Origin of the sequence: Streptomyces sp. NRRL WC-3742 (assembly GCF_000720635.1) — a bacterium.
GTDB lineage: Bacteria > Actinomycetota > Actinomycetes > Streptomycetales > Streptomycetaceae > Kitasatospora.
Genome location: NZ_JOCF01000002.1, coordinates 59,116 through 74,420, shown reverse-complemented (window position 1 = coordinate 74,420; position 15,305 = coordinate 59,116). Strand labels below are relative to the sequence as shown.

Here is a 15,305-nt window from a genome sequence, read left to right as displayed (position 1 = left end):
GCTGAGACTGTGATCTTCCCTGATCAGCGGCGTGCGGACAGCGGGTCCGGCCGGAGCCGGACCCGCTGGTCAGAGGCGGTGCGCAGGGGTGCCGGCGGGCACGCCGGGCGGGGCTCAGCGGGCGATGGCGTCCCAGCCCTCGATCTCCTCGGGGCGGCGCGGGCCGGGGCCGATGTAGCGCGCGGCGGGGCGCACGAGCCGGCCCGTGCGCTTCTGCTCCAGGATGTGCGCCGACCAGCCGGCGGTGCGCGCACAGGTGAACATCGAGGTGAACATGTGTGCGGGGACCTCGGCGAAGTCCAGCATGATCGCGGCCCAGAACTCGACGTTGGTGGCGAGCACCCGGTCGGGGCGGCGGTTGTGCAGCTCCTCCAGGGCGGCCTTCTCCAGCGCCTCGGCGACCTCGAAGCGCGGCGCGCCGAGCTCCTTGGCGGTGCGGCGCAGCACGCGGGCGCGCGGGTCCTCGGCGCGGTAGACGCGGTGGCCGAAGCCCATCAGGCGCTCGCCCTTGTCCAGGGCGTTCTTGACCCAGGCGGTGGCGTCGCCGGTGCGCTCGATCTCCTCGATCATGCCGAGCACGCGGGAGGGGGCGCCGCCGTGCAGCGGGCCGGACATGGCGCCGACGGCGCCGGAGAGCGCGGCGGCCACGTCGGCGCCGGTGGAGGCGATGACGCGGGCGGTGAAGGTGGAGGCGTTCATGCCGTGCTCGGCGGCGGAGGTCCAGTAGGCGTCGATGGCCTTGACGTGCTTGGGGTCCGGCTCGCCCCGCCAGCGGATCATGAAGCGCTCGACGACCGTCTCGGCCTTGTCGATCTCGCTCTGCGGGACCATCGGCAGGCCCTGGCCGCGGGCGGACTGGGCGACGTAGGACAGCGCCATGACGGCGGCACGGGCGAGGTCGTCGCGGGCCTGGTCGGCGTCGATGTCGAGCAGCGGCTTGAGGCCCCAGACGGGGGCGAGCATGGCGAGCGCGGACTGCACGTCGACGCGGATGTCGCCGGAGTGCACGGGGATGGGGAAGGGCTCGGCGGCCGGGAGGCCGGGGTTGAACTTGCCGTCGACCAGCAGGCCCCAGACATGGCCGAAGGAGACGTTGCCGACCAGGTCGTCGATGTCGACACCGCGGTACCGCAGGGCGCCGCCTTCCCTGTCGGGCTCGGCGATCTCACTCTCGAACGCGACGACTCCCTCAAGCCCGGGTACGAAATCGGACATGCGACGGCTCCTTCAGTTCTGCGATCGGCGTTCCGCCGTGGTGGGGCGGTCCGCCAGTGACCGAATGGTGGTTGGCACTCCGTGCCAGAGTGGCAGGCACGGGGTGCATTGCGCCATACACCACGGTGGTGATGTTCCCCTGGGGCCCGGTTGACTTTCCGCCGTGGAGTCGGTGGTGACCGAGGGGTGGCCGGAACCAATCCTCTGATTCCGGACGATTCCCCGCACAGCGGGCGGCCGAACGGTGGCGGGACACCTTATCTCCCACCGGGGTTTGTCCGTAGGTAGCGGTCTCGGTCGCTTGTCGTACGGGATGATGTTGCCGTGCAGACCCCGGAACGCGCCCAGTCGACGCCCCCGAGCCCCGCCCCCCGGACCACGCCCGGCGAGGCCCGCCCCGGGCCGGACCTCACCGTGATGCGCAAGCACTACACGCACGAGGGCCTGGTCGAGGAGCAGCTCGCGCCCGAGCCGATCGCCCAGTTCACCCGCTGGTTCCTGGAGGCGGCCGACGCCGGGGTGGAGGAGGCCAACGCGATGGTGCTCTCCACCGCCGACGCCGAGGGCCGGCCCAGCTCGCGCACCGTCCTGCTCAAGGGGTACGACGCGCGCGGCTTCGTCTTCTTCACCAACTACGGCTCCCGCAAGGGCTCCGAGCTCGCCGCCAACCCGCACGCCGCCCTGCTCTTCCCGTGGATCGTGCTCGCCCGCCAGGTCATCGTCCAGGGCCGGGTCGAGAAGGTCGGCCGGGACGAGACCGCCGCGTACTTCCGCACCCGCCCGCACGGCTCCCAGCTCGGCGCCTGGGCCAGCGAGCAGTCCAGCCCCGTCGAGGGCCGGGAGGAGCTGGAGCGGCGCTACGCCGAACTCGAGCGCCGCTACCCGGAGGGCGAGGGCGTGCCCGTCCCGCCCTTCTGGGGCGGGTACCGGGTGGTTCCGGCCAGCGTCGAGTTCTGGCAGGGGCGGGAGAACCGCCTCCACGACCGGCTCCGCTACCTCGCCGACCCGGCGGCCCCGGGCGGCTGGCGGGTGGAGCGGCTCTGCCCGTAGTCTCGGGCGCGGCGGTCTCGATAACTGATGGCCCGTCACTGTCCGGGTGTAGTATCCGCCTGCGGACCCCGGTGGTTTCCTTTTCACCGATCGGTGACCCGCAGCGCTGACACGATCGAGTGAGGGACTGATGGGCGTCACCGGTGCCGATACCGTTGGACTCTGCTCCGACCTGGTCGACGTAGCCGCCCTGCCGCTCGACGAACTCGACGCCCTTCCCGACACCGTCCTCGGCGAGCTGCTGCGCCGGGTCGTCGCGGACGCCCTGACGCCCGGCGCCGAGCCGCTGGCCGCGTTCCAGTCGGCGCTCGACCACTCGGCGCTCGACCACTGACCCACGCCCCCGCGGCACTCCACGCTCCTGGGCGCGCTCCCGTGCGCCGGGAGCGCTCCGGAGCGCGGGCGTGCGCCTGACCCCCGGTTAAACCACCGAAGGCAGGGGAATCCGCCAACTTCCCTGCAGTACTGGTGGAGTTCACGACATGCTGGGTAAGAAACCAGCGCCGTGAAACCAGCGCCGTCGCGGCACCGTCGGACTCGGGGGAACAGGTGATGGAGCGGGATCAGCGGCAGATGTCGGAACCGGCGGACCAGAGGGACCAACGGCCGTACTTCTTCTTCAGCTACGCGCGTCGGGACTTCGAGGCCGAGGACGCCTTCGTCGACCAGTTCTTCAACGACCTGCGCGACGAACTCGGCCGCGCCCAGCCGGCCGCCCGCGCCGAGGAGCTCGCCTACCGCGACACCGAACGGCTGTTCGTCGGCGACGACTGGGCCCAGGAACTGGCCCGAATGCTCGGGCGCTGCCGCACCCTGGTCGCGCTCTACTCGCCCGCCTACTTCGCCAGCCTCTACTGCGGCAAGGAGTGGACGGCCTTCCGCGGCCGGGTGCGCCGCCACCACGAGCAGCACGGCGAGCACGTGCCCGCGCTGATCCCGGTGCTCTGGGAGCCCGTCGCGCCCGGCGAGCTGCACGAGGAGGTCACCAAGATCCAGTGGGCCCAGCCGGACATGGGGGAGGCGTACGCCCGGCACGGGCTGCGCGCCCTGCTGCGCACCGACCCCAGCGGCGAGGCGTACCGCACGGTCGTACGGGTCGTCGCCGGGCGGATCAAGGGCGCCGCCGAACGCCGACTCGGCGAGCTGAGGGAGTTCGACCTCGGTGCCGTCCGCGGCTACTTCCCCGCGCCCCCGCCGCCCACCGCGCCCGCCCTGGAGCCCTCCGACAGTCCCGGCATGGTGCGGCTGTTCATCGCCGCCGGCCGGGCCTCCGAGGCCGCCCCCGAGAACGGCGCCCACCACGGCCCCCGGCCCTGGGACTGGGCGCCCTACCACCCGCCGACGCGCCCCTCGCTCGCCGCCCGCGCCCAGCAGGTGATCACCGCGGCCGGGCACACCACCACCCTGGAGGAGATCGGCGTCGGCCTCGGCGCCAAGCTCGACCAGGCCCGCGAGGACAGCCAGGTCAGCGTGCTGCTGGTGGACCCGTGGGTGGCCGCCGGCGAGCGCTACCGCGAGGCGCTGCGCGAGTACGACGACCAGAACCACCCCGTCACCGGCGTGCTCGTGCCCAGCGGCGACCACGACCCCGTCGAAGGCCCGACACGCGAGGCCCTGTGGACCGGTGTGCGCGGCGTCTTCCGCCGCAACTGGCTGCGCCGCAGCGACCCCGAGCACCTCTTCCGCGTCCAGGTGAAGCGGGAGAGCTTCGACCGCGACCTCGACATCATGGTGACCGTCGCCCAGAACAAGCTCATGGACGACAACTTCGACTGGGACGACGGCGACTCCTTCGGCTTCGGCCCCGGCGGCCCCGACATGCCCGGGCTGACCATCCCCTTCGGGCCCAAACCCGGCCCTCCCGGCCAGCGCCCGGACCCCTTCGTACGGCTCACCCCGGACCAGGCCCCAGGCCCGGTCTTCCCACCCGTCCTGCCCGGCCAGCGCCGGCCCCGACAGGACGACGGCGTCCCGCTGAACGGAGACCACGGCGATGATCACTGAGCCCGACGTACGGCCGGAGCGCGGACCGGGATCGGTCGTCACGTTCTACTCCTTCAAGGGCGGCACCGGCCGCACCATGGCCCTCGCCAACGTCGGCTGGATCCTCGCCAGCCGCGGGCTGCGGGTCCTCGTCGTCGACTGGGACCTGGAGGCGCCCGGCCTCCACCGCTACTACCACCCGCTGCTCGTCGACCCCGAACTGCACTCCACGGACGGCCTGATCGACCTGCTGCGCTCCTACGTCAGGCAGGCGCTGCCCTCCGCCTCCGGGCCGACGGGCCTGTCCCCGGCCGAGTGGCTGGACGTGCCCGGACGCCTGGACGACTACATCTGCGGGCTCGCCCTCGACCTGCCGCCCGGCGGCCGGCTCGACTTCCTGCCCGCCGGCCGCCAGAACGCCGCCTACGCCGCCGCCGTCACCAGCTTCAACTGGCGCAGCTTCTACCACGGCCGCGACATCCGGGGCGGGGAGTTCCTGCGCGAACTGCGCGAACGCTGGGCCCGCAACTACGACTACGTGCTCATCGACAGCCGCACCGGGGTCAGCGACACCTCCGGCATCTGCACCGTGCTGATGCCCGACACCGTCGTCGACTGCTTCACCTTCAACGCCCAGAACATCCGCGGCGGCGTCGCCGCGGCCCACACCATCGCCGACACCGAGGAACGGGCCATCCGCGTGATGCCCGTGCCCATGCGCGTGGAGGACGCCGAACAGGAACGCCTCGAAGCCGGACGGGACTTCGCCCGCGAAGCCTTCGCGCCCTACCTCGGCCGCTGGCTCGGCGGCGAGCGCCGGGCCGCCTACTGGGCCGACGTCGAGGTGCCGTACAAGCCGTTCTACGCCTACGAGGAGGTGCCCGCCACCGTCGCCGACCGGCCGCAGGAGGCCCGCAGCCTCCTCAACGCCTTCGAGCGGCTGGCCGGTTGGATCACCGACGGGCGGGTGCGCAACCTGCGCCCGCTCGGCGGCGAGACCAGGCGGCGGCTCTACGGCGCCTACCTGCGCTCCGCCCGCGCCGTGCCCCGGCAGGTCTTCGTCAGCTACGCGCCCGAGAACCGGATGTGGGCCGAGTGGGCGGCCGCCACCCTCACCCGCTTCGGCTACCAGACCTCCCTGCACAACGCCGCCGACCCGTACTCCGGCCCCAGGCCCCCCGAGGTCGCCGGGCCCGCCGGGGGCCAGGGGCGGCTGCTCGCCCTGATCTCGCCCGAGTACACCGCGCTGCCCCGCGCCGCCGAGGTCTGGCAGCACCTGTACGGCGGCGAACTGTCCACCGGCGCACCGACGTTGGTCGCGCTCAGGCTCCAGGACTCGGACGACCCGGTGCCCCGGCCCTTCGCCGGCCACGTCGTGCCCGACCTCACCCGCTCCGCCGCCGTGCACGCCGAGGCGCAGCTGTACCACGAGTTCGGCCAGGCCCCCGGCACCAACCGGGTCTTGGACGGCGACAGCGGCGAGTTCCTCGCCCCCGCCCGCTTCCCCGGCGACGCCCCGAAGGTGCTCGAAGTCCGCTCCCGCAACGCCTCGTTCATAGGGCGGGGCCGGGTGCTGGAACTGCTGCGCAACCGCTTCACCGGCGGCCCCGCCGCCGTCCGCAGCCAGGTCCTGTACGGCCTCGGCGGCGCCGGCAAGTCCGAGATCGCCGGCGAGTACGCCCACCGCTTCAAGGCCGCCTACGACGTGGTGTGGTGGGTGCCCGCCGAGGACCCGGCGAACATCCCTGCCGAACTCGCCAAGCTGGCACCCCGGTTGGGCGTGCCCGGCAGCGACGACGTCGCCCACACCGCCGCCGCCGTGCTCGACGCGCTGCGGCGCGGCCAGCCCCACTCCCGTTGGCTGCTGGTGTTCGACAACGCCAGCACGCCCGAGGAGCTGGCGCCCTGGCTGCCCGCCGGGGCCAGCGGCGGGCACGTGCTGATCACCTCCCGCAACCAGGGCTGGTCCAAGCACGCCGGGCTCGTCGAGGTCGACGTGTTCCTGCGCGAGGAGAGCGTGCGGCTGCTGCGCCGCTTCAACCACGGCCTCAGCGCCGAGGACGCCGAACAGATCGCCTCCCGGCTCGGCGACCTGCCGCTGGCCGTCGGCCAGGCCGCCGTCTGGCTCCAGGAGACGCCGATGCGCATCGCCGACTACCTCGGCGAACTCGACCGCGCCCTCACCGAGATGCTGGAGCGCACCGCGCTGCACGCCGCCGACTACCCGCACTCCGCCGCCGCGACGCTGCGCATCTCCGTCGAGGAGCTGCGCCGGATGAACGCCCCGGCCGCCCAGATCCTGGAGATCTGCGCCTTCCTCGGCCCCGACGCCATCCCGATGCGGCTGCTCTACAGCCGGGCCGTCGTCCGCGCCCTCAAGCTGCCGCCCAGGGCTCCGCGCGACAAGCTCGCCATCGGCGAGTTGCTGCGCGCCATCAACCGGTTCGGGCTGGCCCGAACCGACCAGGGCAGCGAGACGATCACCGTGCACCGGCTCGTCCAGGCCGTCCTGCGCGACCAGGTCGGCGACGCCCGGCAGGCCGAACTGCGCGAGGTCGTCCACGCCGCGCTGGCCGCCGCCAACCCCGGCGACCCGGACGTGCCGACCTACTGGGCCGAGTACTCCGAACTCCTGCCCCACCTGTGGCCCTCCGGCGCCGTGGACAGCGCCGACGAGGACGTCCGCCAGTGGATCATCGACTCCGTCCGCTACCAGTGGAAGCGCAGCCTCCACGAGGCCGGGCGCGAACTCGCCGAGCGCACCCTGCGGCACTGGCGCCAGGACGGCTACGGCGGGCCGGGCTTCGACGTCGACAACGACGCCCAGACCCTGATGCTGCGCACCCAGCTCAGCAACATCCGCCGCTCCCAGGGCGCCCTCCAGGAGGCGTACGAGATGGACCGGGACATCCTGGAGCGCTTCACCGAGACCCTGGGCCCGGAGCACTCGCACACCCTCGCCGTCGCCAACAGCCTCGGCGCCGACCTGCGCTTCCTCGGCCGCTACGACGAGGCCCGCGCGCTCGACCGGCGCACCCTGGACGCCGCCCGGCGCACCCTGGGCCCCGACCACCCGCGCACCCTGATGATCACCAACAACCTGGCCGTCTCCGACTACCTCGCCGGGGACCGCCGGGCCGCCCTGGAGCGCCACCGCAGCAACTACCTCCAGCAGCGCGACGCCCTCGGCGCGCAGAGCCTGTACGCGCTCTCCTCCGCCTCCAACTACGCCCGGGACCTGCGCGAGACCGGGCGGCTGCGCGAGGCGCTGGACCTGCTCGAGGAGACGGTGCGCACCTACCAGCAGACCATCGGCGACAACCACACCGACACCCTGCGCGCCCGCAAGAACCTCGCCGTCGCCCTGCGCCGGGACGGCCGCTACCACGAGGCGCTGGAGATCGACGAGGACATCTACCGGCGCTACCTCGACATCAACGGCCCCGAGCACCCGGACACCCTGGCCGCCGCCACCAACCTCGCCAGCGACTTCAACGCGCTCGGCGACACCGACCGGGCCATCCCGCTCGCCGAACGCGCCCTCGCCCGCTACCGCGACTACCTCGGCGAGGACCACCCGGTGACGCTGGCCGGCGCCAACAACCTCTCCGTCTACCTGCGCCTGGCCGGGCGGCTGGAGGAGGCCAGGGACCTCTCCCGGCGCACGCTCACCCAGTTCCGCGCCGTACTCGGGGAGCACCACCTGTACATCCCGATCGCGATGATGAACCACGCAAACGACCTCGCCGTCACCGGCGAGCCGCAGGCCGCGCTGGCCCTGGAGACGGAGGCGGCACCGATGATGGTCGAGGCGCTCGGCTCCGACCACTACGACTCCATCGGCATCAAGTCCAACCTCGCGCTGTCGCTCGCGGCGGTCGGCGACGCGGACCGGGCCGCGGAGCTGCGGGCGGACTGCATCCGGCGGGCGAGGGCCACCCTCGGGGACGAGCACCCGACGACGAAGGCGGTCAGGGCGGGGACCAGGCTCGACTCCGACGTGGAGCCCCCGCACGTGTGACGGACGGTGACGGATGGTCAGCAGGGACTTCCGGAGGCGACTAGGCTCCCCGCCATGGTGCCGTTCCGGCAGTTCCTGCTGAAGATCCACAGTCGGTGCAACCTCGCCTGCTCCTACTGCTACGTGTACGAGGCGGCCGACCAGAGCTGGCGCGACCGCCCGCGCCGGATGGAGCTGCCGACGGTGCGCCGCACCGCGCGGCGCATCGGCGAGCACGCCGAGCGGCACGGGCTCGACGAGGTCACCGTGGTGCTGCACGGCGGCGAGCCGCTGCTCGTCGGCGCCGCCCATCTGGACGCGCTGTTAAGGGAGTTGGCCGGTGCCGGACCCCGGGTGCGGTTCAGCCTGCAGACCAACGGGCTGCGGCTGCTGGACGATCCGGCGCTGTTCGACGTGCTGCACCGCCACCGGGTGGCGGTCGGCGTCTCGCTGGACGGGACACCGGTGCAGCACGACCGGCACCGGCTGCTGCCCTCCGGCGGCGGCAGCTGGGCCCGGACGGCGGCGGCCGTGCGGCTGCTGGGCTCCGAGCAGCACCGGGAGCTGTTCGCCGGGCTGCTGTGCGTCGTCGACCTCGCGGCCGACCCGGTGGCGACCTACGAGGCGCTCGTCGAGTTCCGGCCGCCCCGGCTCGACCTGCTGCTGCCCCACGCCACCTGGGAGGCGCCGCCGCCGGGGGTGGGCCGCCGGGAGCCGCCGGGCGCGCCGCCGAGCGGCTGCGGGGGCGGTCCGGCGCCGTACGGGGACTGGCTGATCGAAGCCTTCGACCGCTGGTACGACGCGCCGCGGCGGGAGACCGGGGTGCGGCTGTTCGAGGAGCTGTCCGTGCTGCTGCTGGGCGGCCGGGGGGCCAGCGAGGCGGTCGGGCTGGCGCCGGTGGACCTGGTGGTGGTCGAGGCGGACGGGGCCATCGAACAGGCGGACAGCCTCAAGGTCGCGTACGAGGGCGCGGCCGCCACGGGCCTGGACGTGTGGCGGCACGGGTTCGACGCGGCGGCGGCGCACCCGGCGTTCCGGGCGCGGCAGCACGGGATGGCGGGGCTGGCCCGGGTGTGCGGCCGGTGCCCGCTGGCGCGGGTGTGCGGCGGCGGGCTGTACGCGCACCGGTACGCGGGGGCGGGGGGCTTCGGGAACCCGTCGGTGTACTGCGCGGACCTCGACCGGCTGATCCGGCACATCGCCGGGCGGCTGCGGGCCGGGGTCGCGGGGCTGGTGGGCGCGGGGGCCCTGGCCCGCGTCGACTGACGCACCGCCGCCTCGGCCGGCTGAAAGCGGCAGGTCGGCCGGGTGGAATCGGCAGGTCGGCCGGGTGAAGGCGGCAGGTCGGCCCGGGGCCGCGCCGAGGGCCCGCTCGCCCGTTCGGGTCATGAGCGGTGTCGGACCGGCTGATCCGCCGATCGGTGGGGAGACTGCGGGCTGGCAGCGGCGGGCCGGCCGGTGCGGGCCGGACACGAGAGAGGACAACCGGTGGCGGAGACGGACGAGGCGGCGGCGGTATCGGTGACCGGGGTACCGGGCGCGCGCGGGGCGGACGGGCTGCCCCGGCACGGCGTGGACCGGGCACTGTTCCGGGCCATCGCGGGCGCGCGGGGCGGGCCGGAGGCCGTACGGCTGCTGCGGGCCGGGCAGTTGAGCAAGCGGGCGCTGCTGCTGCTGGCGCTGCGCCGCAGGGCGCCGCAGGACGAGGGGTTCCGTGAGGCGTACGCCCGGTTGTGCGAGCTGCAGCGCGGGGACCGGGCGCGGTGGGAGGCGGTGCTGCTGCGGCCGGAGTTGGACGCCTGGGCGGCCGACTGCCTGCGGGGCCTGGCGGCCGGGGAGGCCGTACCGCTGGGCGTGCTGGGCGAGTTCGCGGCCGAGGGGGCGGGGGAGGTCGTGGAGCTGGAGTGCGACGGGCTGCGCTGGCGGCCCCGCGTGGAGCACGCGGGGCCGCGCCTGGTCGACTACGGGCGCCCGCCGGCCGGGCCGTTGAGTGCTTCCGAACTCATGGAGTGGCGCGAGCAGTTGGAGGAGGCGTGGCGGATCCTGGTGCGCCGGCACCCGTGGCACGCACGGTCCGTGGCGGCCTGCGTCGGGGTGATCGTGCCGCTGCGTCCGGCGCCCGGCGGGGAGGCGGTCAGCGCGGCCGCACGGCGGGCGTACGGGGCCGTGGCGGCCTCGCTCCCGGCGGAGCCCGTCCTGTTGGCACTGGCCCTGGTGCACGAGTTCCTGCACGTCCAACTCGGCGCCCTGCTGGACCTGGTGCCCCTGCACCGGCCCAACGGCGCCGCCGTCTACCACGCCCCCTGGCGGCCGGATCTGCGCCCGGTCGGGGCGCTGCTCCAGGGGACGTACGCGCACCTCGGCGTCGCCGACTTCTGGGCGGCCGAATCGGCGGCCGGAGTGAGCGAACCCGTACGTGCGGCCCGGGAGTTCGCGCTGTGGCGGGGGCACACCTCGGCGGCCGGGCGAACTCTGCTGGAATCCGGCGAACTCACCGTTCAGGGGCGGGAATTCACCGAGGAGCTGATGCGCGCCGCCGGGGCACTCGATGATTCGGCCCCGAACCGGTGACCGTGCGGGCGCGGCGACGAGGCCGGCGGCCCGGGCGGGCGGGGGGACGAGACGGCACATGGGGTGGAATCGAACACCAGGCCCGGTCAACGGCCTTCGGCGCGCGTCCGGGTGGAGTGCGCGACCGCTGAACGGGTGAATTCCGGGCCTTTAGCGCGCCGCCGTATGGTGTGGACGGGCCGAGCGGACGAACTTGGGGCGGCAAGGTGCCGCGCGGAGTCCGCTTGGGCACTACATTTGGTCGCAACCGGGTGGTCTACCCGCACTCGGCAGGTCCTAACCGCGCCTAAGGAAACGAACATGACTCCGGTAACCAGCACCAGGCCGGCCGGCAACCTCACTGACACTCAGGAGACGCCGGAGCGCCCGTCCCTCGCCGACCTCGCCGCACTCGGCGCGGAGGAACTCGCCAACCGGTTGCAGCGCGCGCTCCCCGGTGCGGACTCCGGCCTCGTGTCCGTCGCGGCCTTCAACTCCTCGATCTGACCGGCCCGGCACCGAAAGAACCCAGGCCGAACTCAGACCGGATCACCACCAGGTCCATGCCGACACGAATTCCGCTTCCGCTGACGCAATTCGTGGTCAAGATGCACAGCCGTTGCGACCTCGCCTGCGACCACTGCTACGTGTACGAGCACGCCGACACCAGCTGGCGCGCCCGACCGAAGGTCATCGCCGACGAGGTCCTGGCCAGGACCGCCGAGCGCATCGGCGAGCACGCGGCCGCCCACCGGCTGTCCGCCGTCCGGGTCGTCCTGCACGGGGGAGAACCCCTGCTCGCCGGCCCGGACCGGTTGCGCCGCGCCGCCGAGACCCTGCGCGCCGCGCTCCCGGGCGGCTGCACCCTCGACCTGCGCATCCACACCAACGGTGTGCTGCTCGGCAGGGCGTTCTGCGACCTGTTCGCCGAGCTGGACGTCAAGGTCGGAGTCTCGCTCGACGGCGACCGTGCCGCCAACGACCGCCACCGCCGCTTCGCCGACGGGCGCACCAGCCACCCCCAGGTCCTGAAGGCCGTCGCCCTGCTGCGCGAGCCCGCCTACCGGCACCTGTACGCGGGCCTGCTGTGCACGATCGACGTCGAGAACGACCCGGCGGCCGTCTACCGGGCCCTCGCCGAACTCGAGCCCCCCGCCGTCGACTTCCTGCTCCCGCACGCCACCTGGGACGAGCCGCCGAAACGTCCCTCCGGCCGGGGCCCCACCCCGTACGCGCAGTGGCTGCTCGCTGTCCACAGGCTGTGGGAAACCGACGGGCGCCCGTTCGCCGTCCGCACCTTCGAGTCCGTCCACCGGACCCTGCGCGGGCTCTCCAGCCTCACCGAATCGCTCGGCCTCGAACCCTCCGACCTCGCCGTGGTCGAGACGGACGGCACCTTCGAGCAGGCCGACAGCCTCAAGACCGCCTACGACGGGGCCCCCGTCACGGGCCTCGACGTCTTCCGGCACAGCATCGACGACCTCGCCCGCCATCCCGGCATCGCCGCGCGCCAGTCCGGCCTGGCCGGGCTCAGCGCCACCTGCCGCGCCTGCCCGGTGGTGCGCTCCTGCGGCGGCGGGCTGTACGCCCACCGCTACCGGGGCGACGACGGGGCCGGCTTCGACCATCCCTCCGTCTACTGCGGGGACCTCATGACGCTCATCAACGGCATCTCCTCCGACTCCGCCGACTCCTCCGGCTCCTCCGGCCGGGGAGGCGCGGCACCCGTCCCCGCCCAGGGCAGCGAGCGGGAGCCAGTGCGCCCGCACCCGCTCACCGCCGAACACCTCGACGAGTTCGCCCGCGGCTACGGCGGCGCCGAGGCCCTCACCGCGCTCGGCGACGCCCAACTCGCCCTCACCCGCGAGATGCTGGCCGCCGCCTGGGACTCCTCCGGGCGCGGCCGCGGCGACGCCTGGGCACTGCTCGCGGCCCTCGACGTGGTGGCCCCCGCCGCCGTCGACGCCGTGCTCGCACACCCGTACGCCCGCACCTGGGCCGCCCGGCGCCTCGGCGGGGACCTCACCACCGGGCTCGGCCCGCTGGCCTCGCTCGCGGCGGCCGCCGCCGTACGGGCCGGGCGCGGCGACTCGGTGGCCGTGCCCGTGCGCGGCGGCTGGCTGCACCTGCCGACCCTCGGGCGGGTCGCGCTGCCGGACGGCGAGGCCCTCGTCACCGGGCTGCCGGACGGCTTCGAGGTGCGGGCCCCCGACGGCACGGTCCGGACGGAACTGGACGCGCCGCTTCGGCAGGTGCGCCTCGCCGGGGGCTGGACCGTCGCCCTGGAAGACGTCGACCCGCTGCGCGACAGCCACGACCACGCCGTGGCCGGACGGCTCTCCGAAGGCGAACTGGCCGACTGGACGGGCGCGTTGCGCGAGGCGTGGGAGCTGATCGGGCGCGACCTGCCCGCCTACGCGGAGGGCATCCGGGCCGGGCTGACGACCGTCACCCCGCTGCGGCCCGGCCCCACCGGGCGGGACGTCAGCTCGGCCGCCCGGCAGGCGTACGGCGCGGTCGCCATCGCCCGGCCCTCCACGGCGCCGACGCTCGCGCTGCTGCTCGCCCACGAGTTCCAGCACGTCAAGCTCGGGGCGCTGCTCGACCTGTACGACCTGTACGAACGCGCCGACGACCGGCTCTACTTCGCGCCCTGGCGGCCCGACCCGCGCCCCCTGGAGGGGCTCCTCCAGGGCACGTACGCGCACCTGGCCGTCACCGAGTACTGGGGCACCCGCACCCTCGCCTACGACGGGCTGGCGGGCGAGCCGGCCGATCGCGCGCGCGCCCAGTTCGCGCTCTGGCGCCGGTACACGGCGGAGGCGGTCGAACGGCTCGCCGAATCGCGAGCCCTGACCGCGCTCGGAGAGCGGTTCGCGGAGGGGATGCGTGAGAGCCTGGTCCCCTGGCTCGCCGTGCCCCTGCCGGCGGCGGCCGAACAGGAAGCCGAACGGGCCCGCGTGGAGCGCCTCGCGAGCGCCTGAGGAACCGCATCGCCGAGTCGCCCGCGTCGCCCGCGTCGTCCCTGCGTCACGGAGGAGTCCCGTTGCTGACCGTCCCCGCCCTCGTCTCCGGGCTCACCGACCTCGGTGTCCGCCCCGGCACGGTGCTGCACGTCCAGGCGTCGCTGCGCTCCCTCGGGCCGGTGGAGGGCGGGGCCGGGGGCGTGGTCGACGCCCTGCTCGAAGTCCTCGGCCCCGACGGGACGTTGGTGGCCTACACCGCCACCCCCGAGAACTCCTCCACCTCCCGGATCCACCGGAACGCCGTCGCCGGGCTCACCCCCGAGGAGGCCGAACTCCACCGCGCCGGCATGCCGCGCTTCGACCCGGCCACCACCCCGGCCTCGCCGACCGTGGGTGCCCTCTCCGAGGCCATCCGCACCCGGCCCGGCGCCCTGCGCAGCAGCCACCCGCAGACCTCCTGGGCGGCGCTGGGCCGCCACGCCCGGGAGATCACCGCCGCGCACCCCCTCACCTCCCACCTCGGGCCTGAGTCGCCGCTGGGCCGGCTCTACGACCTCGACGCCCGGGTGCTGATGCTCGGCGTGCCGATGGACCACTTCACCGCCTTCCACCTCGCCGACCTGCGCCGGCCCGGCGTCGCCCTGCGGGAGTACCGGTGCGTGGGGGAGGAGGGGTGGGTGGCCTTCCGGGCGCCGGACCTCGACGACCTGCACTTCGGCGACCTCGGCGCCCGGCTGTTCGGCACCGAGCCCGCCCTGGCCGCCACCCGGCCGCTCGGGGGCACCACCGCGCGGCTCATCCCCGTCCGGCCGGCCGTGGACATCGCCGAGCACCTGCTGACCGCATGACGGGCTGACCGCGTGACGGCCGGGCGGGCTAGTTGAGCCAGCCGGGGCGGACGAGCCCGGACTCGTAGGCGAGGACGACCAGTTGGGCCCGGTCGCGGACGCCGAGCTTCACCATCGCGCGGCTGACGTGCGTCTTGGCGGTGAGCGGGCTGACGACCAGGCGGCGGGCGATGTCCTCGTTGGACAGGCCCAGCCCGACCAGGGCGAGCACCTCCCGCTCGCGGTCGGTCAGCACCTCCAGGCTGACGGCGCGCGGCTCCTTCGAGCGGGCCGCGAACTCGCCGATCAGGCGGCGGGTGACGCCCGGCGACAGCAGCGCGTCGCCGGCGGCGGCCACGCGTACGGCCCGCAGGAGTTCGGCCGGTTCGGCGTCCTTGACGAGGAAGCCCACGGCGCCGCTGCGCAGGGCCTCGAAGACGTACTCGTCGAGCTCGAAGGTGGTCAGGACGACCACCCGAACGCCGTCCAGGGAGTGGTCGGCGGCGATGCGGCGGGTGGCCTCCAGGCCGTCCAGGCGGGGCATCCGGATGTCCATCAGCACCACGTCGGGCCGCAGTTCGGCGGTCAGGCGCAGGGCCGGCTCGCCGTCCTCCGCCTCGCCGACCACCTCGATGTCGGGCTGGGCATCGAGCAGCGCCCGGAAGCCCGCCCGGACCAGGGCCTGGTCGTCGGCCAGGAGGACTCTGATCATCC

General features: G+C 74.2%; 11 protein-coding genes. 9 read left to right on the top strand and 2 right to left on the bottom strand.

What is annotated here, in order from left to right; genetic code table 11:
* Positions 1-114: 114 nt before the first annotated feature.
* A complete protein-coding gene (locus IH61_RS0101800) occupies positions 115-1,215 on the bottom strand; it encodes a citrate synthase 2 (protein WP_031063799.1) in 1,101 nt (366 codons plus the stop codon).
* 417 nt (positions 1,216-1,632) lie between these two features.
* On the opposite strand from IH61_RS0101800, the gene pdxH reads away from it, so the two are divergent.
* From pdxH to IH61_RS0101755, 9 genes are all read left to right on the top strand, one after another.
* Positions 1,633-2,265, top strand: coding sequence for a pyridoxamine 5'-phosphate oxidase (gene pdxH, locus IH61_RS0101795; RefSeq protein WP_031063796.1), 633 nt, complete (start codon positions 1,633-1,635; stop codon positions 2,263-2,265).
* A 130-nt stretch (positions 2,266-2,395) separates the two neighbouring features.
* A complete protein-coding gene (fxsA, locus tag IH61_RS0101790) occupies positions 2,396-2,599 on the top strand; it encodes an FxSxx-COOH cyclophane-containing RiPP peptide (RefSeq protein WP_031063793.1) in 204 nt (67 codons plus the stop codon).
* Between the two features lie 239 nt (positions 2,600-2,838).
* Positions 2,839-4,269, top strand: coding sequence for a TIR-like protein FxsC (locus IH61_RS0101785; protein ID WP_078910762.1), 1,431 nt, complete (start codon positions 2,839-2,841; stop codon positions 4,267-4,269).
* Positions 4,259-8,269: an FxSxx-COOH system tetratricopeptide repeat protein gene (gene fxsT, locus IH61_RS0101780; protein ID WP_031063787.1), complete on the top strand. Its 4,011-nt coding sequence runs from the start codon at positions 4,259-4,261 to the stop codon at positions 8,267-8,269. The genes IH61_RS0101785 and fxsT overlap by 11 nt, the downstream gene beginning before the upstream one ends.
* Positions 8,270-8,323: 54 nt before the next feature.
* A complete protein-coding gene (locus IH61_RS0101775) occupies positions 8,324-9,514 on the top strand; it encodes an FxsB family cyclophane-forming radical SAM/SPASM peptide maturase (RefSeq protein ID WP_051836099.1) in 1,191 nt (396 codons plus the stop codon).
* Positions 9,515-9,736: 222 nt separating this feature from the next.
* The gene (locus IH61_RS0101770; protein ID WP_051836098.1) at positions 9,737-10,819 is read left to right on the top strand and encodes an HEXXH motif domain-containing protein; all 1,083 of its coding nucleotides are present in this window, start codon (positions 9,737-9,739) and stop codon (positions 10,817-10,819) included.
* 300 nt (positions 10,820-11,119) lie between these two features.
* Positions 11,120-11,305, top strand: coding sequence for a hypothetical protein (locus IH61_RS0101765; RefSeq protein ID WP_031063780.1), 186 nt, complete (start codon positions 11,120-11,122; stop codon positions 11,303-11,305).
* Between the two features lie 56 nt (positions 11,306-11,361).
* Complete coding sequence (locus IH61_RS0101760; protein WP_031063776.1) at positions 11,362-13,782, top strand: FxsB family cyclophane-forming radical SAM/SPASM peptide maturase; 2,421 nt, start codon at positions 11,362-11,364, stop codon at positions 13,780-13,782.
* 62 nt (positions 13,783-13,844) lie between these two features.
* A complete protein-coding gene (locus tag IH61_RS0101755) occupies positions 13,845-14,612 on the top strand; it encodes an aminoglycoside N(3)-acetyltransferase (protein WP_031063772.1) in 768 nt (255 codons plus the stop codon).
* A 28-nt stretch (positions 14,613-14,640) separates the two neighbouring features.
* Here the strand turns inward: IH61_RS0101755 and IH61_RS0101750 are convergent, their stop codons facing one another.
* Complete coding sequence (locus tag IH61_RS0101750; protein WP_031063769.1) at positions 14,641-15,303, bottom strand: response regulator; 663 nt, start codon at positions 15,301-15,303, stop codon at positions 14,641-14,643.
* Positions 15,304-15,305 lie beyond the last annotated feature (2 nt).